This window comes from Pradoshia sp. Z3_51 (assembly GCF_058215915.1).
This window is the reverse complement of the sequence record NZ_JBZAJC010000003.1, coordinates 309509-331607: the sequence shown is the minus strand read 5'-3', so window position 1 is coordinate 331607 and position 22099 is coordinate 309509. Positions and strand designations below refer to the sequence as shown.

16 protein-coding genes are annotated in these 22099 nt (G+C 38.6%); all 16 read left to right on the top strand.

The window, feature by feature from the left end:
• Positions 1-50: 50 nt before the first annotated feature.
• The 16 genes from mdh to AC4BHA_RS08650 all read left to right on the top strand — a co-directional run bounded on the left by mdh (position 51) and on the right by AC4BHA_RS08650 (position 22081).
• The gene (gene mdh, locus AC4BHA_RS08725) at positions 51-989 is read left to right on the top strand and encodes a malate dehydrogenase (protein WP_066108897.1); all 939 of its coding nucleotides are present in this window, start codon (positions 51-53) and stop codon (positions 987-989) included.
• A 177-nt stretch (positions 990-1166) separates the two neighbouring features.
• A complete protein-coding gene (locus tag AC4BHA_RS08720) occupies positions 1167-1886 on the top strand; it encodes a response regulator transcription factor (RefSeq protein WP_066108894.1) in 720 nt (239 codons plus the stop codon).
• Complete coding sequence (pnpS, locus tag AC4BHA_RS08715; RefSeq protein WP_490558450.1) at positions 1883-3652, top strand: two-component system histidine kinase PnpS; 1770 nt, start codon at positions 1883-1885, stop codon at positions 3650-3652. The genes AC4BHA_RS08720 and pnpS overlap by 4 nt, the downstream gene beginning before the upstream one ends.
• A 278-nt stretch (positions 3653-3930) precedes the next feature.
• Entirely contained in the window at positions 3931-6558 is a 2628-nt protein-coding gene (gene polA / locus AC4BHA_RS08710) for a DNA polymerase I (protein ID WP_490558449.1), read from the top strand.
• 21 nt (positions 6559-6579) lie between these two features.
• Complete coding sequence (gene mutM, locus AC4BHA_RS08705) at positions 6580-7410, top strand: DNA-formamidopyrimidine glycosylase (RefSeq protein ID WP_066108883.1); 831 nt, start codon at positions 6580-6582, stop codon at positions 7408-7410.
• 70 nt (positions 7411-7480) lie between these two features.
• The gene (ytaF, locus tag AC4BHA_RS08700; RefSeq protein WP_490551054.1) at positions 7481-8119 is read left to right on the top strand and encodes a sporulation membrane protein YtaF; all 639 of its coding nucleotides are present in this window, start codon (positions 7481-7483) and stop codon (positions 8117-8119) included.
• Positions 8120-8135: 16 nt separating this feature from the next.
• Positions 8136-8732, top strand: coding sequence for a dephospho-CoA kinase (gene coaE / locus AC4BHA_RS08695; protein WP_490551055.1), 597 nt, complete (start codon positions 8136-8138; stop codon positions 8730-8732).
• Between the two features lie 172 nt (positions 8733-8904).
• Positions 8905-9933: a glyceraldehyde-3-phosphate dehydrogenase gene (locus AC4BHA_RS08690; protein WP_066108875.1), complete on the top strand. Its 1029-nt coding sequence runs from the start codon at positions 8905-8907 to the stop codon at positions 9931-9933.
• A 314-nt stretch (positions 9934-10247) separates the two neighbouring features.
• Complete coding sequence (speD, locus tag AC4BHA_RS08685; protein WP_066108871.1) at positions 10248-10628, top strand: adenosylmethionine decarboxylase; 381 nt, start codon at positions 10248-10250, stop codon at positions 10626-10628.
• Positions 10629-10877: 249 nt separating this feature from the next.
• Positions 10878-11336 carry a transcriptional regulator NrdR gene (gene nrdR, locus AC4BHA_RS08680; RefSeq protein WP_066108869.1) on the top strand — a complete coding sequence of 153 codons (459 nt, stop codon included), beginning with the start codon at positions 10878-10880 and terminating at the stop codon, positions 11334-11336.
• A 72-nt stretch (positions 11337-11408) separates the two neighbouring features.
• Positions 11409-12785 carry a replication initiation and membrane attachment family protein gene (locus AC4BHA_RS08675; protein WP_066108866.1) on the top strand — a complete coding sequence of 459 codons (1377 nt, stop codon included), beginning with the start codon at positions 11409-11411 and terminating at the stop codon, positions 12783-12785.
• A gap of 17 nt (positions 12786-12802) precedes the next feature.
• Positions 12803-13744 carry a primosomal protein DnaI gene (dnaI, locus tag AC4BHA_RS08670; protein WP_066108861.1) on the top strand — a complete coding sequence of 314 codons (942 nt, stop codon included), beginning with the start codon at positions 12803-12805 and terminating at the stop codon, positions 13742-13744.
• Positions 13745-14015: 271 nt separating this feature from the next.
• Complete coding sequence (locus AC4BHA_RS08665) at positions 14016-14870, top strand: putative sporulation protein YtxC (RefSeq protein ID WP_254654738.1); 855 nt, start codon at positions 14016-14018, stop codon at positions 14868-14870.
• A 371-nt stretch (positions 14871-15241) separates the two neighbouring features.
• Entirely contained in the window at positions 15242-17170 is a 1929-nt protein-coding gene (gene thrS / locus AC4BHA_RS08660) for a threonine--tRNA ligase (protein WP_066108853.1), read from the top strand.
• A 571-nt stretch (positions 17171-17741) separates the two neighbouring features.
• Positions 17742-20054 carry an alpha-xylosidase gene (gene yicI / locus AC4BHA_RS08655; protein ID WP_490558448.1) on the top strand — a complete coding sequence of 771 codons (2313 nt, stop codon included), beginning with the start codon at positions 17742-17744 and terminating at the stop codon, positions 20052-20054.
• The gene (locus tag AC4BHA_RS08650; protein WP_490558447.1) at positions 20051-22081 is read left to right on the top strand and encodes a beta-galactosidase; all 2031 of its coding nucleotides are present in this window, start codon (positions 20051-20053) and stop codon (positions 22079-22081) included. Before yicI ends, AC4BHA_RS08650 begins: the two co-directional genes overlap by 4 nt.
• Positions 22082-22099 lie beyond the last annotated feature (18 nt).

Sequence of the window (22099 nt, the reverse complement as noted above, 5' to 3'; positions counted from 1 at the left end):
GGGTAATCTCGAAAAAGGTTACCCCTTTTAAAAACTGGGGGTAAATTCGAATGGTATTTAACCGAAAAAAAATATCTGTCATTGGCAGTGGTTTTACAGGAGCAACGACCGCGTTTCTTTTAGCTCAAAAAGAACTTGGGGATGTAGTGTTGGTTGATATTCCGCAATTGGAAAATCCCACAAAGGGCAAAGCTTTAGATATGGCAGAAGCAGGCCCTGTAATGGGATTTGATGCATCCATTACTGGAACATCAAATTACGAGGATACAAAGGATTCTGATCTGGTTATTATTACTGCAGGAATTGCGCGTAAGCCAGGGATGAGCCGGGATGATCTAGTTCAAACGAACCAAAACATTATGCGCTCAGTAGCTAAAGAGATTGTAAAATATTCTCCTGACAGTTATATTATTGTTCTTACTAATCCAGTTGATGCAATGACCTATACGGTATTTAAGGAAACCGGATTCCCCAAAAATCGTGTGATCGGTCAATCGGGTGTATTGGATACGGCTAGATTCCGTACATTTATCGCTCAGGAATTAAATTTGTCAGTTAAGGATATAACAGGTTTTGTGTTGGGTGGACACGGCGATGATATGGTACCACTTGTTCGATATTCATATGCTGGCGGCATTCCTTTAGAAGCTCTTCTGCCAAAGGAACGTCTAGAGCAAATAGTAGAACGGACGAGAAAAGGCGGCGGAGAAATTGTTAGTCTTCTTGGTAATGGAAGTGCATATTATGCCCCTGCTGCTTCACTTGTAGAAATGGCAGAAGCTGTATTAAAGGATCAGCGGAGAGTGATTCCTGCAATAGCCTATTTGGAAGGTGAATATGGATATAGCGGAATATACTTAGGTGTTCCAACTATTTTGGGGGCAAATGGCATAGAGAAAGTAATTGAGCTTGAATTACTTGATGAAGAAAAAGCAGCATTGGATCAATCTGCTGAAGCAGTTCGAAACGTTATGTCTGTACTTGCTTAATAGTCTTATTATATAAATCGGAGAGTATTACTTTCCGATTTTTTTTTGCATTTTCCAGGAGAGACTATATGGGGGTATCCCAAATAATGCAATCGGTTAGTGACGTATCCTAGACTACCCAAAAGCGTATGTTCATATATAATGGTTAGTATAGTGAAAAAATAGCAGGAGGGGCCAATGAGTAAAAAAGTCCTTGTAGTGGAAGACGAACAATCAATTATTACCTTACTAACCTATAATCTGGAACAAGCCGGCTATCAGGTTATTAAAGCAATGGATGGTGAGACAGGTAAAAGAATGGCTATAGCTGAGTCACCAGATATCATTATTCTAGATTTGATGCTGCCTAAACTGGATGGCATTGAGGTATGTAAAATCTTGAGACAAAATAAAATTATGACTCCAATTCTTATGTTAACAGCAAAGGATGAGGAATTTGATAAAGTGCTTGGGCTAGAATTGGGAGCAGATGATTATATGACAAAGCCATTTAGCCCGAGAGAAGTTGTGGCCAGAGTGAAGGCTCTCCTTAGGAGAGCTGGGATGGGAAATTCCGGGCAGGATACTTCTTTAGAAAAACAAGAAACAAGCAATTTGAGAATTGGAGAGTTACAAATATATCCGGACAGATATGAAGCATATATGAGAGAGGAGTTACTTGAGCTAACTCCGAAGGAATTTGAGCTGTTAGAGTATCTTGCGAGGAATAAATCCAGAGTTCTGACAAGAGATCAGCTCCTTAATGTGATATGGAACTATGATTTTGCCGGAGATACTCGAATTGTCGATGTCCATATTAGTCACTTGCGTGAAAAAATTGAACAAGATACGAAAAAGCCTGATTATATTAAAACCGTACGCGGGTTGGGATATAAACTTGAGGAACCAAGGCAATGAAAAAGTTCAAGCTTAAAATAACTGCAGAGATAGCAGCCATCACTATTATTATACTTCTATGCTTTGGTTTGTTAATTGGGAAATTACTTCTTTATTATTATGATAAGTCTGTAATGAATCACCTTAAGGAAGAAGGGCAATTGGTAACTCTATACCTGGGTGATGCTGATAACGGCAATGATTTAGAGATGAAGTCTAATAAGTTGAACAATCATTTGCGCTCATCCTTTCTAATCATGAATAAGGAAGGGCGTATCCTGTATAAAACAGACAAGCCTTCGGGCTGGAAAAACTGGGATGATTCAGCATCCCTTACAGAATATATGGGAGATATAAGAACGGACAAGCAAATAGGAAAGAAATCCGATATCAGAACAGGGCCATCCTATTACTATATGGACGATTATTCGTTGGATACTGGGGAAACAGGCCATTTCATATTGGTTTCAAATGAAGATTCCTCTCTATATACAAAAGTATGGTTTATACTCTTGGGCTGTTTGGGATTCGCCTGTGTGATGATCGTCCTGTTTGTATTTCAGTTAATCAAGAAGTTTGCGATTCCTATAGAAAGTGCTACAAAAGCTGCTCTGGAATTAACGAGAGGTAACTATCGGGCCCGTTCTTATGTCGGTAGAAATAATGAAAATGGAATTCTTAATCATTCTATTAATACTGTTGCCCGAAATTTGCAGGAAATGAAAATTGCTCATGAAATCCAAAAAGACAGATTGAGTACACTGATTGAAAATATGGGTAGCGCCCTGTTATTAATCGATGATAAAGGGTTTATCAGTATGATTAACCATGCCTATATTGATCTTTTCAAGGTAGAGGAAGAAGAATATTTATCTGAACTCTATTATAAAGTGATCAAACATGAAGAAATTAATGCGATTATTGAAGAGATCTTTATGGCTGAACAAAAATTAAAGAAACAAATCGTATTGACGATTGGAATTGAGCGGAAGAATTTTGAGGTATACGGTGCACCAATTATGGGACCTAAGGGAGAATGGAAGGGTATTCTACTTGTTTTCCATGATATCACTGAGCTAAAGAAATTAGAGTCAGTAAGGAAACAATTTGTTGCCAATGTGTCTCATGAACTGAATACACCGGTTACATCTATTAAGGGATTTTCGGAAACGCTCCTTGATGGAGCCATGCATGATCCGCAGGCATTAGAGCACTTCTTATCTATTATTTTAAAGGAAAGCGACAGGCTGCAGGCTTTAATAAAGGAATTACTGGAGCTTTCAAAAGTGGAGCAACAAGGCTTCCGGCTCGATATACAGGAAATTGATATTGTTCCTGTTTTATCCGATACGTATGCCATGCTTGAGAGAAAAGCATCGAAGAAACATATTCAGTTCGAGATCCAGGATTTTAAAAAGCCTATTATGTGTGAAGCAGATACATTCAGGCTTAAACAAGTATGCCTTAATCTTGTTAGTAACGCGATTTCCTATACCCCGTCATATGGGAAAGTACAAATAACTGCAAAAGAAGAATCTGATAAAATTTATATTGCTATCAAGGATACCGGAATTGGCATAGAGGAAAAGGAGTTTCCTCGTATATTTGAAAGATTTTATCGAGTGGATAAAGACCGTAGCCGGGAATCAGGAGGAACGGGATTGGGACTTGCAATAGCTAAGCATATTATGGAGGCACATGAGGGAGAAATAACGGTAGAAAGCCAAAAGAATGTAGGAACCACTTTTACAATCATACTTCCTAAATACCAGGCCAAGCATACATAGGCCTGATGACTTCCAGCTTAAAAGAGTCCTATGACAAATCCAAACCGGTGTAATTGAATAAATAGAACTGAACCGTCATTTTTCTTTCAAACTCTAGTCATGATAAAATAGAGTGGATAAGTGAAGTGACGGTTTTTATCAGGCCTGAATCAGTAAAATGTCTCAAATCCTGATAAAAGCATTTATAAGGCACACCTGTTATGATGAATGATTCGGTGGCCGTATTTAAATTATGCTATATGTTAATGAAAATATATATATGGATACTGGAGGTAACCATGAAGAAAAAATTGATTTTAATCGATGGAAACAGCATTGCCTATCGGGCGTTTTTTGCATTGCCATTACTGAATAACGAGAAGGGTGTACACACAAATGCCATCTATGGTTTTGCGATGATGCTCAACAAAATCATTTCAGAGGAAAATCCTACTCATATATTAGTTGCTTTTGATGCCGGGAAAACAACGTTCAGACACAGTACATATAAAGAATACAAAGGCGGACGTCAAAAGACGCCACCTGAATTATCAGAGCAATTTCCTTTTATTCGAGAATTACTGGATGCATACGGAATCTCTCGCTATGAGTTAACGAATTATGAAGCCGACGATATTATCGGAACACTTGCTCTTGAAGCTGAAAAAGGGGATTATGAAGTACAAATTATCTCCGGCGATAAAGATTTAACCCAGCTTGCTACGGATAAAACGACTGTACGTATTACCCGTAAAGGGATTACGGATATGGAGGATTATACACCGGAGCATATTCGTGAAAAGTATAACTTAACGCCGAATCAAATAATTGATTTAAAAGGATTAATGGGGGATGCTTCAGATAATATTCCTGGAATCCCAGGTGTAGGTGAGAAAACTGCCTTAAAATTGTTGAATCAATTTGGAACAGTTGAGAAGGTAGTGGCTTCCCCTGATGAAATCAGCGGAAAAAAACTAAAAGAAAAAGTGGAAGAATTCAAGGACCAAGCTATTTTAAGTAAGCAGTTGGCAACAATTGAAACAAATGCTCCAATTGAGGTAGAGCTTGAATCAATTGATTATGCGGGTGCAGACCAGGAAAAGCTGCTGTCTATCTATAGGGAGCTTGGATTTGCAACCTTAATTGAAAAAATGGAACCAGCTGCAAAAGAAGAGATGGCCGTCCTTGAAGAGATTGACTATAAGGCAGTGGAAGAAGTGACGGAAGATATGCTGACAGCAGAGTCCTCACTCTATCTAGAACTACTTGATCCGAATTATCATACTGCAAAAGTAATTGGCATAGCTATTTCAAATGAAAATGGAACATTCTTTATCGATAAGGACAAGGCTGCAGGATCCCCTCTTTTCAAAGAGTGGGCAGAGAATCCTGAATATAAAAAAACAGTGTATGATGCCAAACAAAGTATTGTGGCATTAAGCCATGATGGGATTGCTTTAAAAGGAATTGAATTTGATGTTTATCTGGCATCCTATGTTTTAAATCCAGCTGAACCGGATGTTGATATGGCGGATCTTGCTAAAAAACATAATGCCGGACATATTCAAACAGATGAGAGTTTTTATGGAAAAGGAGCGAAACGTTCAATTCCGCCGGCTGCTGAATTGGGTGAGCATATTGCCCGGAAAGCTTTATCGTTAACACTGATTAAGGAAAGCCTGGAAAGACAGCTGGAGGAATTCAATCAAATAGGATTGCTGCAGGATCTAGAACTGCCGCTTGCTCTTATCCTGGCTGAAATGGAAATTACGGGTGTGAAGGTCGATGAGAACCGTTTGAAAGAAATGGGAGCTGAACTTGCAGGCAGATTAAAGGACATCGAAGCTAAAATTTATGAAATGGCCGGTGAATCCTTTAATATTAATTCACCGAAGCAGCTTGGAGTTATCCTGTTTGAAAAATTAAATTTACCTATTATTAAAAAGACGAAGACAGGCTATTCCACATCAGCAGATATACTTGAAAAATTAGAGAGCAAGCATAGTATTGTCCGGGAAATTCTTCATTATAGACAGCTGGGGAAATTGCAATCAACCTATATTGAGGGACTTTTAAAAGTTATACATGATGATCAGAAGGTTCATACGAGGTTCAATCAGGCATTAACTCAAACTGGACGACTTAGTTCAACAGACCCTAACCTGCAAAATATTCCGATCAGACTTGAAGAAGGCAAAAAAATCAGACAGGCTTTCGTTCCATCTGAAGAAGGCTGGGTCATTTTTGCGGCTGATTATTCTCAAATTGAACTGCGTGTTCTGGCCCATATAGCGGGAGATGAAAACCTGATAGATGCCTTTAACTCAGATATGGACATCCACACAAGAACGGCTATGGATGTATTTCATGTGGATGCTGATCAGGTGACATCAAATATGAGAAGACAGGCTAAAGCGGTGAACTTTGGAATTGTGTATGGTATCAGTGATTATGGACTATCGCAAAGTCTTGGAATTACCAGAAAAGAAGCTGGAATCTTTATTGATCGCTATTTAGAGAGCTTCCCTGGTGTTCAGCAATACATGAAGGATATTGTAGAAGAGGCGAAGGAAAATGGATATGTAAGTACTTTATTGCAGCGCCGAAGATATATACCTGAAATTAATAATCGGAACTTCAATGTTCGTGGTTTTGCAGAAAGAACAGCTATGAATACACCAATTCAGGGCAGTGCTGCAGATATTATCAAATTGGCGATGATTCGAATGAATGCCAGATTAAAGAAAGAAAATTTACAGACTAGAATGCTGCTTCAGGTGCACGATGAATTGATTTTTGAGGCGCCACCTGAAGAGTTGGATATATTAAAGAAAATTGTTCCGGAAGAAATGGAAAATGCAATTGAATTAGCGGTTCCATTAAAAGTGGACTATTCTTTTGGCAACACCTGGTATGATGCTAAATAGGAATAAAAGGGGTGAAAAGGTATGCCTGAATTACCTGAGGTCGAAACAATCAGAAGGACCCTCGAAGTTTTGGTACTTGGAAAAACAATTGATGATGTGGATATACGCTGGGCAAAAATTATAAAAGAGCCGGATGATGCTGAACTGTTTCGTATGCTTTTAAAAGGGCAAACCATTCATGAGATTGGGAGGCGAGGTAAATTCCTGATTTTCCATTTAGATGATTACAGTCTTGTTTCCCATTTACGGATGGAAGGGAAATACGGTCTTTATGATGAAACGGAACCGGCAGATAAGCATACGCATGTTATATTCAAATTTACGGATCAAACGGAATTGAGATACAGAGATGTCCGTAAGTTTGGCACGATGCATCTGCATACAAAGGGGACAGAATTGGAAGTATTGCCACTTTCAAAAGTAGGACCTGAGCCTTTTTCAGATGAATTTACACCAGATTACTTAAGCACAGCACTCAGTAAGACAAATCGTTTTATCAAAACGGTATTATTGGATCAAAGAGTAGTTGCAGGTCTTGGTAATATCTATGTGGATGAAGCATTGTTCCATTCCGGTATCCATCCTGAACGGCCGGCATCCACATTGACAAAAGAGGAAATAGAAAAACTATATACATCCATTAAGGAAACTCTTGCTACCGCCATTGAAAAAGGTGGAAGTACAGTACGATCCTATGTGAATTCACAGGGCCAAATCGGCATGTTTCAGCTCGAGCTGTTTGCATATTCGAGAAAAGGACAGCCTTGTAAAATTTGCGGAACAAACATGGAAAGAATTATTGTTGGAGGCAGAGGGACCATCTACTGTCCTGAATGTCAGCCATTAGCCTAACTGAATATGAACATAAGATGGGCTCCTTTCATATAGTAGGGTATTGATTATGGAAAGGAGTCCCTATGAAATGGAGCACATAGCATCAATAGTATTATTGGCATTGGCAGTGAGTCTGGATAGTTGCGGTGTGGGAATAACCTATGGAATGCGAAAAGTAAGTATACCGATTCGCTCCATCATCATCATTGCCGGTTGCTCTGCATTAAGCCTAGCATTCGGTATGTTAATGGGATCGTTAAGCGAGCATTTGATGGCACATTCCTGGACCGGTAAGCTAGGAGGATTTATCTTGCTGGTGCTTGGAATTTGGACACTTTCAAGTTACTTCAAGCGAAATGAAGATAATTGTCCCTATGTGGATGAAAGAACCTTATTCCAATTAGAAATAAAGTCTATTGGGCTGGTTATTCATATACTTAAAAAGCCATTAAGTGCAGACTTTGACCGTTCCGGGACCATTACTGGGTTAGAGGCTTTCTTTCTAGGATTAGCCTTATCATTAGATGGATTTGGAGCTGGAATAGGTGCTGGTATACTTCATTATCCCCTGTTTATTCAGGTGACTCTCTGTTTTGGTATGAGTGCTTTATTAATGACTGTGGGTATAAAAGCGGGAAAATTTCTGCAGGATTCCATTATGGCAAAGGTCTTTTCATTTATTCCGGGTTTAGTACTTATTTTTCTTGGGTTAACCAAAATAATTTAATAGGGAATGGAATGCTATGGGGAAAATATTCGGAGTTACAGGAGGGATTGCCAGTGGAAAGAGCAGCGTCAGCAAATGGCTCATTTCCAAGGGTTACCCTGTTATTGATGCAGATATCGCAGCAAGAAAAGTTGTCGAGCCTGGTATGCCAGCATTAGAGGAAATTAAAAATGTATTTGGTCAGGATATTTGTTTACCTGATGGGACATTAGACCGAAAAAAATTAGGTTCCATCGTATTTTCAAACTCTGAAAAACGGCAAATGTTAAATGGAATTGTTCATCCGGCAGTCAGGAAATGGATGATGGAAGAAACGGAGAAAGCGTTACACCAGGGGAAAGAACTCGTTTTCATGGACATTCCCCTATTGTTTGAAAGTAATTTGACGCATATGGTAGAGGGTATTATTCTTGTGTATGTAAAGCCCGAGGTCCAGTTAAAAAGATTAATGGCGCGGGATCATTTTACTGAGGAAGAAGCACTTGCGAGAATACGAGCACAAATGCCAATTGATGATAAGAAAAAATTGGCCAATTATATTGTTGACAATAACGGAGAATTTTTTGAGACGGAAGAGCAACTCATTGATCTAATTAAACAATTGAATGTATAATCAATAGAAAGGCTATCTGAGGGATAACGACCCTGGGATAGTCTTTTTTTGTATAAAATTCCATTTAATTTGGATAATTTGGGTATTTAAACCATGCAGCATTTTATTCAATGTGTTATACTAATTACATCATTTTTACAATAAGTATAACTTATATATAGGAGGAAGTTAAATGAGTGCAAGAGTTGCTATCAATGGGTTTGGCCGAATTGGCAGAATGGTTTTCCGAAAAGCAATATTGGATGAGCATCTTGAAATCGTAGCCATTAATGCTAGCTATCCGCCTGAAACATTAGCACATTTAATTAAATATGATACGAATCATGGTCCGTTTAATGGTGATGTACATGCTATGGATGATCATTTATTGATAAATGGTAAAAAAGTTCTTTTGCTTAATAATCGCAATCCTGAATTCCTGCCTTGGAAAAATCTTGGGATTGATATCGTAATCGAAGCAACTGGGAAATTTAATCATCGTGATCAAGCAGCTCTTCATTTAAATGCCGGTGCAAAACGAGTCGTTTTAACAGCTCCCGGGAAGAATGAGGACGTCACGATTGTAATGGGTGTTAACGAGGATACATTGGATATCAATAAACACCTTGTTATTTCTAATGCATCCTGCACAACTAACTGTCTCGCTCCTGTTGTAAAAGTACTCGATGAACAATTTGGAATTGACAATGGTCTTATGACAACCGTTCATGCATATACAAATGATCAAAATAATATCGATAACCCGCACAAAGATTTACGCAGAGCTCGTGCCTGTGCACAAAGTATCATACCTACCACAACTGGAGCAGCCAAAGCACTCTCACTGGTGCTTCCTCATTTAAAAGGAAAACTCCATGGTATTGCGTTGAGAGTACCAACTCCAAACGTCTCTTTAGTTGATTTGGTAGTAGATTTAAAAAGAGAAGTTACTGTTAATGAAATCAATCAAGCGTTTAAAACAGCAGCTGAAGGATCATTGGCCGGTATTATCCAATACAGCACAGAGCCGCTTGTTTCGATTGATTTTAATACGAATCCACATTCGGCTATTGTAGATGCACTCTCAACAATGGTGATTGGTGCAAATAAAGTGAAAGTGCTTGCCTGGTATGACAATGAGTGGGGATACTCATGCAGAGTGGTAGAATTAGTAAACCATGTGGCACGCCTTCTTCAGGAGGATAAGGTGAAAGTAAGTTAATAATAATAAACAATATCTATTACGGTCTGGCTGTCTTTCTAAAAAAAAGGCGGTTCAGGCCGTTCTTTGATTCATATTCTAGAATAAACTAAGAAAAACAATTAATGTACATTTAGTGGTAATTATTAACTAATATTGAATTGTATGATTGCTTTTGAAATATAAACCATATATACTAAATGTCGTAAACTTCATCATCCTGGCAGTACTACTTAAAGGGTTAGGACCTCTCAGGACTAACTTTCCCCCGTGGTAGTAAAGGCCAGAAACGAAGATAATTATAATTCGTTTAAATGCTAAAGGGGGAATTGAACATGCATACAATAGGTCGTCATGTCATTTCTGAATTATGGGGCTGTGATTTATCTAAATTGAACGATGTTAATCAGATTGAACAAATATTCGTGGACGCTGCTTTACGATCTGGAGCTGAAGTTAGAGAAGTAGCCTTCCATAAGTTTGCGCCACAGGGAGTAAGCGGAGTAGTCATTATATCTGAATCACATTTAACCATTCATAGTTTTCCGGAACATGGTTATGCGAGTATTGATGTATATACATGCGGTGACTTAGATCCTAATGTGGCTGCTGATTTTATAGCTGAAGCCTTAAACGCTCAGGTTAGGGAACACATTGAAATCCCGCGAGGCATGGGTCCGGTTGCTGTCAGCCATGTTCTTGCTAAAGCATTATAAATAAAAAATATTAAAGAGATGTCCTTTTGTGTTGACTCAAAAAAGCTAGATTCAAACTCTAACTTTTAGGGGTGCAGTACATATGCATCTCTTTTTTTTGTGGCAAACGTCTTTTACTTGCCCATTATTTACTTTTCTCCGATAGTATTGGCCGTATCATAGATAAAAAATAGCATTTTATGCAAACAGACTTGTCCTATTCGATTTGTTTTAATAAGATAGAACTATAGAAAAGGACGGTGCTAATCTATGATATGTCCAACGTGCCAACATAATGGGACAAGAGTGCTGGATTCCCGCCCTGCGGATGAAGGACGTTCAATACGTAGAAGAAGAGAATGCGAATCCTGTAGTTATCGTTTTACTACATTTGAAAAGGTAGAAGAAATTCCGCTAATTGTGGTAAAAAAAGATGGCGCACGGGAAGAATATAGCAGAGAAAAAATCCTAAGAGGTTTAATCCGAGCTTGTGAAAAGCGTCATGTTGCTCTTAAAGAACTGGAAGAGATTGCAACTGATGTTGAAAAAGAAATAAGAAATCAAGGATTTTCTGAAATAAAAAGTGATTTAATAGGTGAAATGGTTATGGATAGGCTGGCTGAGTTGGATGAAGTGGCCTATGTCCGTTTCGCTTCTGTGTATCGTCAATTTAAGGATATAAATGTCTTTATTGACGAATTGAAAGAATTAATGAAAAAAGAGGATTAAGTAGAGCTGAAGACAGTTTCTTTAGCTCTTTTTTCAACTATAAAAACCCGAAGTACGAAAGGTTTGTAGACAATGCAATTTTCATGGAAGTTTGTAAATCCTAAAGACAGATATGTTGTACTATATAAAGAAAAGCTATCAGAAATGGACCATAAATCGATTCAATATTTATATCAGCCACTTGTAGGAGGATTGGCTGTTTCTTTGTATATGACCTTATTAAACGAAGTCAATACAGGTAACATGTATTCCAGACAAACGACACATCGTTGGTTAATGGATGTACTTGGTTTACCTTTGGATGAGATATTTCAATACCGAAAAAGGCTTGAAGGAATCGGGTTATTAAAAACATATAAAAAAGCAACTCCGGAAGGTAATGTTTTTATATATGAGATTCTTTGTCCTTTAAGTCCGGATAAATTTTTCCATGATGATTTGCTGCCTATTTATCTGAAGCAAAAACTAGAAGAGAGACATTACGAACGGCTGCTCACGATGTTTGCGGATAAACGTATACCGGATGATTATGAGGAAATAACACAATCGTTCAATGAGGTGTTTGCATCTGAATTTCGCAATCCAAAAGAAATCATCAGCTCGGAAACTGATCAAAACATGCAATTCTTCTCAAAGGACCCACAGGGATATAGCCATAATTTAATGGAGCAATTTGATTTCGAGTTATTATTTGCGACGGCTAAAAACAGCTTTATATCGAGAAAAGCGTTTACTCCAAATGTGATGGAATCCATCGCGATGCTATCGTATTTATATAAAATTAATGTAATGGATATGAGCAAGTTGATTTTACGCTGTCAAAATCAACATAATGAAATTGATATAGACGAACTTAGAAAATGTGCAAGGGAGTTTTTCCACATCAATCATGGTGAAGAAATGCCGACATTGATTGAACAGAAACAGCCTGAGTATGAACGTACGATCATAGAACCTAAAACACCCGAGGAGCATTTGCTGTATACTTTTGAAACAACCTCTCCGTTGGAATTTCTAGTTAGCCTTTCGCAAGGCGCAATGCCTTCCGACAATGATCTGGCACTTGTAGAAAAGGTCATGGTCAATCAAAAGCTTCCTCCTGGAGTCGTTAATGTCCTTCTGCACTATGTCATGTTAAAATCAGATATGAAATTGCAATCAAACTATGTGGAGACAATTGCTTCGCACTGGGCGAGGAAAAATATCACCACCGTACGTGAAGCCTATGAAATGGCTTTGAGTGAGCATAAGAAATACCAAACCTGGGCTAATGAGAAAAAGACGAAAACAAATAAATCAACACGCCGCACATCGGGTAATGCGAGGAAGGAAATCGTTCCTGACTGGCTGGATGAAACAAAGAAGAAAGAGCCAGTTGCTCAATCCACCGAAATTGCTGAGCGGGTAAGAAAACTCAAGGAAAAATTGCAAAATGAAAATTCTAAATAAACAGGAGGTGTATAAGGATGAAAAATATACAGGATGCACTGAATCAGCTCGGGAAGCGTGAAAACTTTCAACAAAGATTGGATGAAATGAGAAATATTGTTTTAAAAGATCCTGATGTCCGTTTATTTATAAATGAACATAGCAGTCAGCTGACAAGCGACATGATTGAAAAAAGCATGAATAAGCTCTACGAGTTCTCCACTCAAACGAAGACATGTGACGAATGTCCTTCTTTATCTGAATGTAAAAATCTTCTTCAGGGTCATCATCCGCACCTGTTTATTCAGGGGAAACGGATTGATGTTCGGTATGAACCCTGTCATAAAAAACGCAGGCAGGAAGAGAAGAATCGATTACGTAAGCTGATCCGTGCCAGCCATGTACCAAAAGAAATTGTGGAGGCTTCTTTTTCTAATTTGATTTGGGATGAGTATACGACCGAAGCACGTGTGGAGGCAGTCGAAAAGGCAAAGAATTTTGTTGACTCATATATAAATGGTGCTGGTCATAAAGGGCTCTATTTATACGGTGAATTTGGGGTAGGTAAAACCTATTTGCTTGGTGCGATTGCAAATGCACTGTCTGAAGAGGGCGTTTCATCACATATTGTGTACTGGCCTGAATATTTAAGAGAATTAAAAGGGTCCTTCGCGGAAAATTCCTATAACCAAAAGGTGGATGCCTTAAAGGAAGTTCCTATTTTGATGATTGATGATATTGGAGCAGAAACGATGAGTGCCTGGTCGCGTGATGATGTACTGGGACCGATCCTTCAATATCGAATGCATGAAAATCTTCCAACCTTTTTCACCTCCAATTTTAACATGAAACAATTGGAACACCATTTCACGTATTCTCAGCGTGGAGATGAAGAACTGGTTAAAGGTAAAAGGATCATGGAGAGAGTCCGTAATTTAACGGAGCCAATTGAAATGGACGGAAAAAATCGTAGAGATTAAAGAGAATAAAAGGTTTGGCAAAGAGGCAGCTCGCAAAAAAGGGGCTGTCTCTTTTTAGATATTACTATTCCTTAATAAGCTAACAGACCTGGCATGAAATAAATTGACTGGAATTCATATGATATGTAGGCAATAGTACAGCGGCTCTGTACAGTCTGCCATGATGCTTTTATTTTACATCTAATTTTATCCATCCATTCTAAAGGGTTGCCATGTCCCATATACATAAAACTAGGAGTTCCGATAGTCTGGAGGGATAGGGTTGCTTACGATGTATTTTGATTCACAGGAAGAACAGGCTAATTGGCATGTTCGATTTAAGAACAGCGATTTTTTTATCCGACAGGCAATTCATTCTGTTCATAAGGATGGCCAAAAGTCTGTCTCCTTTCTTTGGGACCCGGATCAGGAGGAAATTTTTTGTCACGCACTCATTGATGCTTTATATACATTTTTCTCTACCTATCATCTGGAATGCAAAATTCGGGATGTGATTCGGGAACGCTTTTTATATGAGGATGAAGATGAAATTAGCCAGATTGCAGAAATCGCATTGCTCATGTGGGATGGTGAAGCTGCCTACTGCGGTAGCCATCACCTTTCAGAACAATTAAAAAAACAAGTCAAGTATCTCCTGCAGGAAGTAGTTAAACAAAGAATTGATTTTTCGTTTCGATCCTTATGGAATTTCCGTTTAAGGGATATCCATGAATCGCTTGTTACATTAGTTGGATTTGCGATTGATGAGTATAAGCTTGAGCAGGATTATCAGGAATTTATCTCTGTGCTAAGACGATTGATAGAGGAGCGGAATCCACAGATTGATGAAATTCATTTAGTTTATCATGAAGAATTTCAATTTTATAATCGATATTTTGAGCCAATTTCTAAACAAGATATTCTTAAAGTGATTGACCGTAAATTGATGGCTGAGAATCCTATGTTTATTGATTCAAACACCATTGCACCTCTGGTTTCCTTAGCACCGAAACGAATTCATATTTATGCGGATGATGAGGATAATCGTGTAATCACTACATTGAGGAAAATTTTCGAGGAAAGAATCCTTTTATTCCGAATCAGTTACTTCCATGAACAGGTTAAAAAGGTAGAAGAGCGTTCATAATGATAAAAGAATAGAAAGTGACTTGCTTTTGTCCTCATAAGCTTTTATAATAACCTACATACAAGTTTATAATTCGATAGGTTACGATAAGGACATGAGTGTTTTAAAAAGCTGTGAACAGAGAGGGAAGCCAGTGGCTGCAAGCTTCCTCATAGACTTGAAATGCTTACCGCCTTTGAACTTCAGCCAGGAAAACATATTTGGGTGATTATTGGCTGACGGGAACTCCGTTAAAAGATACAAGTGCCGGAAAAGCTGAACCATCAGCACCGGAATTTGGGTGGAACCGCGGGTTTGTTTAGTATACAATAGCTCGTCCCTTAATTTATCAGGGACGGGCTTTTTATTATGTAGAAAAAGGAGTGGCTCACATGGCTGAAATGATCAAAATTACATTTCCAGATGGCGCGGTAAAGGAATTTGAATCTGGAATTACAACTGAGCAAATTGCTTCTTCCATTAGTTCTGGATTAAAGAAAAAAGCAATTGCAGGAAAGGTAAACGGAGCATTATATGATTTGCGCCGACCAATTACAGAGGATGCGTCAGTAGAGATTGTGACTCCGGATCAACCGGAAGCCCTGGAGGTATTGCGCCACAGTACAGCGCATTTATTAGCACAGGCAGTTAAACGTATTTATAAAGATGTTAAATTCGGTGTAGGCCCAGTAATTGAAGGCGGCTTCTATTATGATATGGATTTAGAGAAATCCATTACACCGGAAGACCTTCCTTTAATCGAAAAAGAAATGAAGAAAATCATTAATGCGAATATTGATATTGTCCGTAAAGAAGTCAGCCGTGCTGAAGCGAAGCGTCTATTTGAAGAAATTGGCGATGAGTATAAGCTGGAATTGATTGATGCGATTCCTGAAGAGGAAACTGTAACGATTTATGAACAAGGTGAATTTTTTGACCTTTGCCGAGGTGTTCATGTACCTTCAACTGGCAAAATTAAAGAATTTAAGCTATTGAATATTGCGGGGGCCTACTGGCGTGGAGACAGCGATAATAAAATGCTTCAACGTGTGTATGGAACTGCATTTTTCAAGAAAGAAGATTTGGACGAGCATTTACGTCTGTTAGAAGAAGCGAAAGAACGTGATCACCGTAAAATTGGGAAAGAGCTTGATTTATTCATGAACTCTCAATTAATTGGACAAGGCCTTCCGTTATGGCTTCCAAAAGGTGCAACGATTCGCCGCGTCATTGAACGCTATATTGTGGATAAGGAACAAAAGCTTGGCTATGACCATGTGTATACACCAATCATGGGAAGTGTTGACCTCTATAAAACTTCCGGCCACTGGGATCACTATCAGGAAAATATGTTCCCAGTAATGGATATGGATAATGAACAGCTGGTTCTTCGTCCAATGAACTGCCCGCATCACATGATGATTTATAAAAACGATATTCACAGCTATCGTGAGCTTCCGATTCGGATTGCTGAATTGGGTATGATGCATAGATATGAAATGTCCGGTGCATTGGCAGGCCTGCAACGGGTACGTGGAATGACATTAAATGATGCTCACGTATTTGTACGTCCTGACCAAATTAAAGATGAATTCAAACGTGTTGTTACTTTGATTCTGGAAGTATATAAAGACTTCGGCATGGAGAACTATTCCTTCCGTCTTTCTTACCGTGATCCGGCGGATAAAGAAAAATACTTTGATGATGATGCAATGTGGGAAAGAGCTCAATCCATGCTGAAAGAAGCAATGGATGAGATGGGTCTTGACTATTTCGAAGCAGAAGGCGAAGCTGCTTTCTACGGACCTAAATTGGATGTTCAAGTTAAAACAGCGCTTGGAAAAGATGAGACTCTTTCCACAGTACAGCTTGACTTCTTGCTTCCTGAACGTTTTGACCTTACGTACGTTGGAGAAGACGGCAAACAGCATCGCCCAGTTGTTATTCACCGTGGGGTTGTTTCAACTATGGAACGTTTCGTTGCGTTCTTAATTGAGGAATACAAAGGAGCTTTCCCTACTTGGTTAGCACCAGTTCAGGTTCAGGTTATTCCAGTATCTCCGGATGTTCATCTTGATTATGCAAAAGAAATTGAAGCGAGCCTTCAACGTGCAGGTTTACGTGTAGAAGTAGACCTACGCGATGAAAAAATGGGCTATAAGATTCGTGAAGCTCAAATGCTAAAAATCCCTTACATGCTTGTGGTGGGAGATCAGGAACAAGAAAATGGTAATGTTAACGTTCGTAAGTATGGAGAACAGAAATCAGAGACTATGCCATTTGATGAGTTCTTGACTTTGATTAAAGGTGAATTGAAATAAAACTCTAGATGATAAGGGGCCTATCCGAATTTGGATAGGCCCTTTTTATTAAGAAACCAGCTTTTGTGGTGGATTATATTATAATTTGCTATAAAGAAGAGCGCCTATGCTCTTCGTTTTTATACTTAAATTTCAAGGTACCTTCATGATTTACCGGCAAACTTGAAAGAGGGTTAAAAGCTGGTTTTCCCCATTATCCTTATCCCCATGATGAACATCTATCTAATAATAATAAGATTACTGCAAACTCAGCCTCTAGGCATTTTTCGCCATTCTGTACTATATGTGAAATTTTTTACGATAATTAACAAACAATAATCTAATTTTGTCCTGATTTTTTCTTTAATTCACAGGGTGTTCACTCCTGATTTCCCTCTGTAAAATGGAAGAGAGCTAGTTGATACAAAAAAATGTAAGCGCATTAATTTTGTTCGACAGATGAAAGTTCTAATAATTTAGTAACAGGTATATGCAATGAGCTTATTCTAATCAGATTACTCAAATTCGATTTTTCGATCTACTTTTTTAAAGAGGTATGCTGCAACTCAATTTTTGAAAAGGGTGATTATATATGAAATTTAGCAATGGGAATTGGCTGGATAAGGAAGGCTATCAGCTTCATTATCCAATGGAAGTATACGATCTGGAAAAAGATGGTAATAAACTATCGATTTTTGCTCCGTTTACAAAAATTCTACATAGAGGAAAAACATTGGACGGAGGGTTAATGACCATTGAGTTATCTTCACCTCTTGAGGATGTTATTTCTGTCAAACTGCTTCATCATATTGGAGCACCGATGAGAGGGCCGGAATTTGAACTGGCAAAACAGAATCCAGACGTTTATATAGAGGAAGCGGATGAAGAGATATCGTATCAGAGCGGAAATCTGCGGGCTTCTATTAGAAAAAAAGGGGATTGGAATATTGATTTCTTTTCTGGGGATGAACGAATTGTATCCAGTCAAAGTATGGGGATGAGCTATATTTTGACTGATAAAAAAGAGCCCTATATGCGAGAACAATTAACATTAGATGTTGGGGAATTAATTTATGGATTAGGAGAAAGGTTTACACCGTTTGTGAAAAATGGACAAACGGTTGATATATGGAATGAAGATGGCGGTACAAGCAGTGAACAAGCTTATAAAAATATACCGCTTTATCTAAGTAATAAAGGCTATGGAGTTTTTGTGAACCATCCAGAGAAAGTATCATTTGAGATTGGATCAGAAAAAGTCTCTAAAGCACAATTTAGTGTACCAGGTGAAAGTCTGGAGTATTTTATTATAAATGGATCGACAATGAAGGATGTACTAGAAAAGTATACAACTTTAACAGGGAAGCCAAGCCTACCACCGGCATGGACATTTGGTCTATGGTTAAGTACGTCATTTACAACAGATTATGACGAAGAGACTGTAAATCATTTTATCGATGGAATGCTGGAAAGAGATATTCCATTGGATGTTTTTCATTTTGATTGCTTTTGGATGAAGGAATTTGAATGGTGTAATTTTGAGTGGGATAAGCGCGTTTTTCCTGAACCGGAAAGCATGTTGAAAAGGCTGAAGGATAAAGGGTTAAAAATCTGTTTGTGGATTAATCCATATATCGGACAGAAATCTCCATTATTTAAAGAGGGACTGGAAAATGGTTATTTCATTAAGCGTAAGGATGGACATGTTTGGCAATGGGATAAGTGGCAGCCGGGGTTGGCGGTTGTAGATTTCACTAATCCTGAAGCATGCAAATGGTTTGAGGAAAAGCTTGAAGCTTTAATTGATATGGGGGTAGATAGCTTTAAAACAGATTTCGGTGAGCGGATTCCTACGGATGTTGTCTATCATGATGGTTCTGACCCGCAGAAAATGCATAATTACTATACGTATTTATATAACAAAATCGTCTATGAGTTATTAGAAAGAAAGCTTGGAAAGGGAGAGGCAGCTGTCTTTGCCCGATCAGCTTCTGTTGGAAGCCAGAAATTCCCTGTCCATTGGGGAGGAGATTGCTGGTCCACTTATCCTTCGATGGCTGAATCATTACGAGGGGGCTTGTCTTTTGGCTTATCAGGATTTAGTTACTGGAGCCATGATATTGCGGGCTTTGAACATGGAGCTACACCTGATTTGTATAAGCGTTGGGCTCAATTTGGCTTGTTATCCTCTCACAGCCGTTATCATGGTAATACTGAATATAAGGTTCCTTGGATCTATGATGAAGAAGCGGTGGATGTCACACGAACTTTTACAAAATTAAAAAATTCATTAATGCCTTATTTATACAGAATGGCATGTGAGTCAGCGGAAACTGGTGTTCCTATGATGAGGCCTATGATCCTTGAATATATGGAGGATGAATCGTGCCACTATTTAGATCGCCAATATATGTTAGGAGATTCTCTATTAGTTGCTCCAATCTTTAATGAAGATGGAAAAGTAACATACTATTTGCCAAAGGGTAAATGGACAAACTTCCTGACAAATGAGGTCGTCGACGGAGGAACATGGCAGGCGGAGGAACATGGGTATATGACATTACCATTAATGGCAAAACCAAACTCTCTTATTGCGGTAGGCTCTGTTGATTCTACAGCAGTTTATGATTATGCAGAGGAAGTAACTTTTCATTTATTTGAACTGGAAGAAGGTAAAACCGTAAACTCACATATCTATAACCAAAATGGTGAGAATGTGTGCAGGATTACGATTTCCCGCTCAGGTAATGCGTTAATCGTAGAAGGGGAGAGAGTTTCCAAACCATATTCACTCGTCATTCGAAATAGAAAAAGCGTCTTAGCTGTTAAGGGCGGGGAAAGTATAGAAACAGAACAGGGTGTATGTATCCATGCAAATGAAAATAGGGTAGTGATTGAACTATGATTCACCAACAAATTAAAAAAATTGTTTATGGTGGAGATTATAATCCTGAACAATGGCCTGAAGAGATTTGGCAGGAGGATATGCGGATTACAAGACTCGCAGATATAGACATCATGACAATTAATGTATTTGCCTGGGCTATGCTGCAGCCTAAAGAGGATGAATACGATTTCTCATTGCTTGATAGAGTGATGGATTTGTTGGCAGAAAATAAGATTTATGCATGTTTAGCAACAAGTACGGCTGTTCACCCAGCTTGGATGGCCAGGAAGTATAATGATTTGTTACGTGTGGATTTTGATGGCAGAAAACGAAAATTTGGATTACGCCATAATTCTTGTCCGAACAGTTCTTCCTACCGCCACTTTTCAGCAAGACTAGTAGAGGAAATTGCTAAGCGTTATCAAAACCATCCTGCTCTCACACTATGGCATGTCTCTAATGAATATGGAGGGGATTGTTATTGTGAAAACTGTGAAAAGGCATTTCGAGTTTGGCTGAGAAGAAAATATAACACGTTGGATGAATTAAATCGGGTCTGGAATACACGATTTTGGGGACATACATTCTATGACTGGGATGAAATTGTCCTGCCAAATAATTTAAGTGAGCATTTAGGAAACTCAGATTACACAGGCTTTCAGGGGATTTCACTCGATTATCGCCGTTTTAACTCTGATAGTATGCTGGAATGCTATAAATTGGAATATGACATTATCAAAAAATACACTCCTGATATAAAGGTAACCACTAATTTAATGGGAACATACAAGCTGTTAGATTATCAAAAGTGGGCGAACTATATGGATATTATCTCGTGGGATAATTATCCTGAGGTGGGATCTCCGGTAAGTAAGGAAGCAATGCGGCATGATTTAATGCGAGGATTGAAGCAAGGAGAACCATTTATATTAATGGAACAAACACCGAGTGTAACAAATTGGCAGCCATATAATGCCCTAAAGCGGCCTGGTGTCATGCGCCTACAAAGTCTTCAGGCTGTCGCTCATGGAGCAGATAGTGTGATGTTTTTCCAAATTCGTCGCTCTATTGGCGCCTGTGAAAAATTCCATGGAGCCGTAATTGATCATGCCGGACACGAACATACACGTGTATTTAAAGAGTGCGCTGAGCTGGGGAAAGAATTGACTGCACTTGGGGATACAATTATCGATTCAAGAGTGAAAGCGAAAGTCGCGATTGTTTTTGACTGGGATAACTGGTGGGCCGTGGAACTTTCAAGTGGTCCAAGCAGAGATTTGAATTATGAACAAGAGGTATGGAAATTTTATCATGCGTTATTTGAGCAAAATATTCAGGTTGATATCATAGCTGAGAATGATGATTTTAACTCGTATGAGGTTGTCATTGCGCCCGTTCTCTATATGACCAAGGCTGGTTTTAAAGAGAAAGCGGAAGCGTTTACTGAAAATGAGGGTTCCTTTATCACTACTTTTTTCAGCGGCATAGTCGATGAACATGATTTAGTCATAGGAGGAGGATATCCAGGCCATTTGCGTCATTTACTTGGGATTTGGGTGGAAGAAATTGATGCTCTGCCGCCTGGAAAAACGAATCATATTTTAATGGCTTCCTCTCAAAAAGATAGATACCAGCCATCCTATTCATGTTCATTGCTTTGTGATCTTCTCCACCTTGAAGGGGCTGAGGCATTAGCTTTCTATGGTGAAGATTTTTATAAAGGAATGCCAGCAGTTACTCGGAATCAATATGGTAATGGGTATGCCTACTATATTGCATCCAGTGTGGATCCTGAGTTTCTTCGTGATTTCCTGGAAAATGTATGCAGAGAGCGAAATGTGAAGCCGGTGCTTACTGCTCCAAAAGGAGTTGAAGTATCAAGACGCGAAAAGAATGGTGAAGAGATCATTTTTATATTGAACCATAATGAAAATGAGGAAATGATTCAGGTGGATGACTCCTATTTTGATTTGATTCATCAACGGGAATACTCCGGTTCAATAGCAATCTCAGGCAGAGATGTTGTTATTTTATCTAAGATTTAATGGAGAGAGGACAGGAAG

Bases quoted from the DNA above. Each gene is read 5' to 3' on its own strand.
- mdh (WP_066108897.1), top strand. From the start codon at position 51: ATGGTATTTAACCGAAAAAAAATATCTGTCATTGGCAGTGGTTTTACA.
- AC4BHA_RS08720 (WP_066108894.1), top strand. From the start codon at position 1,167: ATGAGTAAAAAAGTCCTTGTAGTGGAAGACGAACAATCAATTATTACC.
- pnpS (WP_490558450.1), top strand. From the start codon at position 1,883: ATGAAAAAGTTCAAGCTTAAAATAACTGCAGAGATAGCAGCCATCACT.
- polA (WP_490558449.1), top strand. From the start codon at position 3,931: ATGAAGAAAAAATTGATTTTAATCGATGGAAACAGCATTGCCTATCGG.
- mutM (WP_066108883.1), top strand. From the start codon at position 6,580: ATGCCTGAATTACCTGAGGTCGAAACAATCAGAAGGACCCTCGAAGTT.
- ytaF (WP_490551054.1), top strand. From the start codon at position 7,481: ATGGAGCACATAGCATCAATAGTATTATTGGCATTGGCAGTGAGTCTG.
- coaE (WP_490551055.1), top strand. From the start codon at position 8,136: ATGGGGAAAATATTCGGAGTTACAGGAGGGATTGCCAGTGGAAAGAGC.
- AC4BHA_RS08690 (WP_066108875.1), top strand. From the start codon at position 8,905: ATGAGTGCAAGAGTTGCTATCAATGGGTTTGGCCGAATTGGCAGAATG.
- speD (WP_066108871.1), top strand. From the start codon at position 10,248: ATGCATACAATAGGTCGTCATGTCATTTCTGAATTATGGGGCTGTGAT.
- nrdR (WP_066108869.1), top strand. From the start codon at position 10,878: ATGATATGTCCAACGTGCCAACATAATGGGACAAGAGTGCTGGATTCC.
- AC4BHA_RS08675 (WP_066108866.1), top strand. From the start codon at position 11,409: ATGCAATTTTCATGGAAGTTTGTAAATCCTAAAGACAGATATGTTGTA.
- dnaI (WP_066108861.1), top strand. From the start codon at position 12,803: ATGAAAAATATACAGGATGCACTGAATCAGCTCGGGAAGCGTGAAAAC.
- AC4BHA_RS08665 (WP_254654738.1), top strand. From the start codon at position 14,016: ATGTATTTTGATTCACAGGAAGAACAGGCTAATTGGCATGTTCGATTT.
- thrS (WP_066108853.1), top strand. From the start codon at position 15,242: ATGGCTGAAATGATCAAAATTACATTTCCAGATGGCGCGGTAAAGGAA.
- yicI (WP_490558448.1), top strand. From the start codon at position 17,742: ATGAAATTTAGCAATGGGAATTGGCTGGATAAGGAAGGCTATCAGCTT.
- AC4BHA_RS08650 (WP_490558447.1), top strand. From the start codon at position 20,051: ATGATTCACCAACAAATTAAAAAAATTGTTTATGGTGGAGATTATAAT.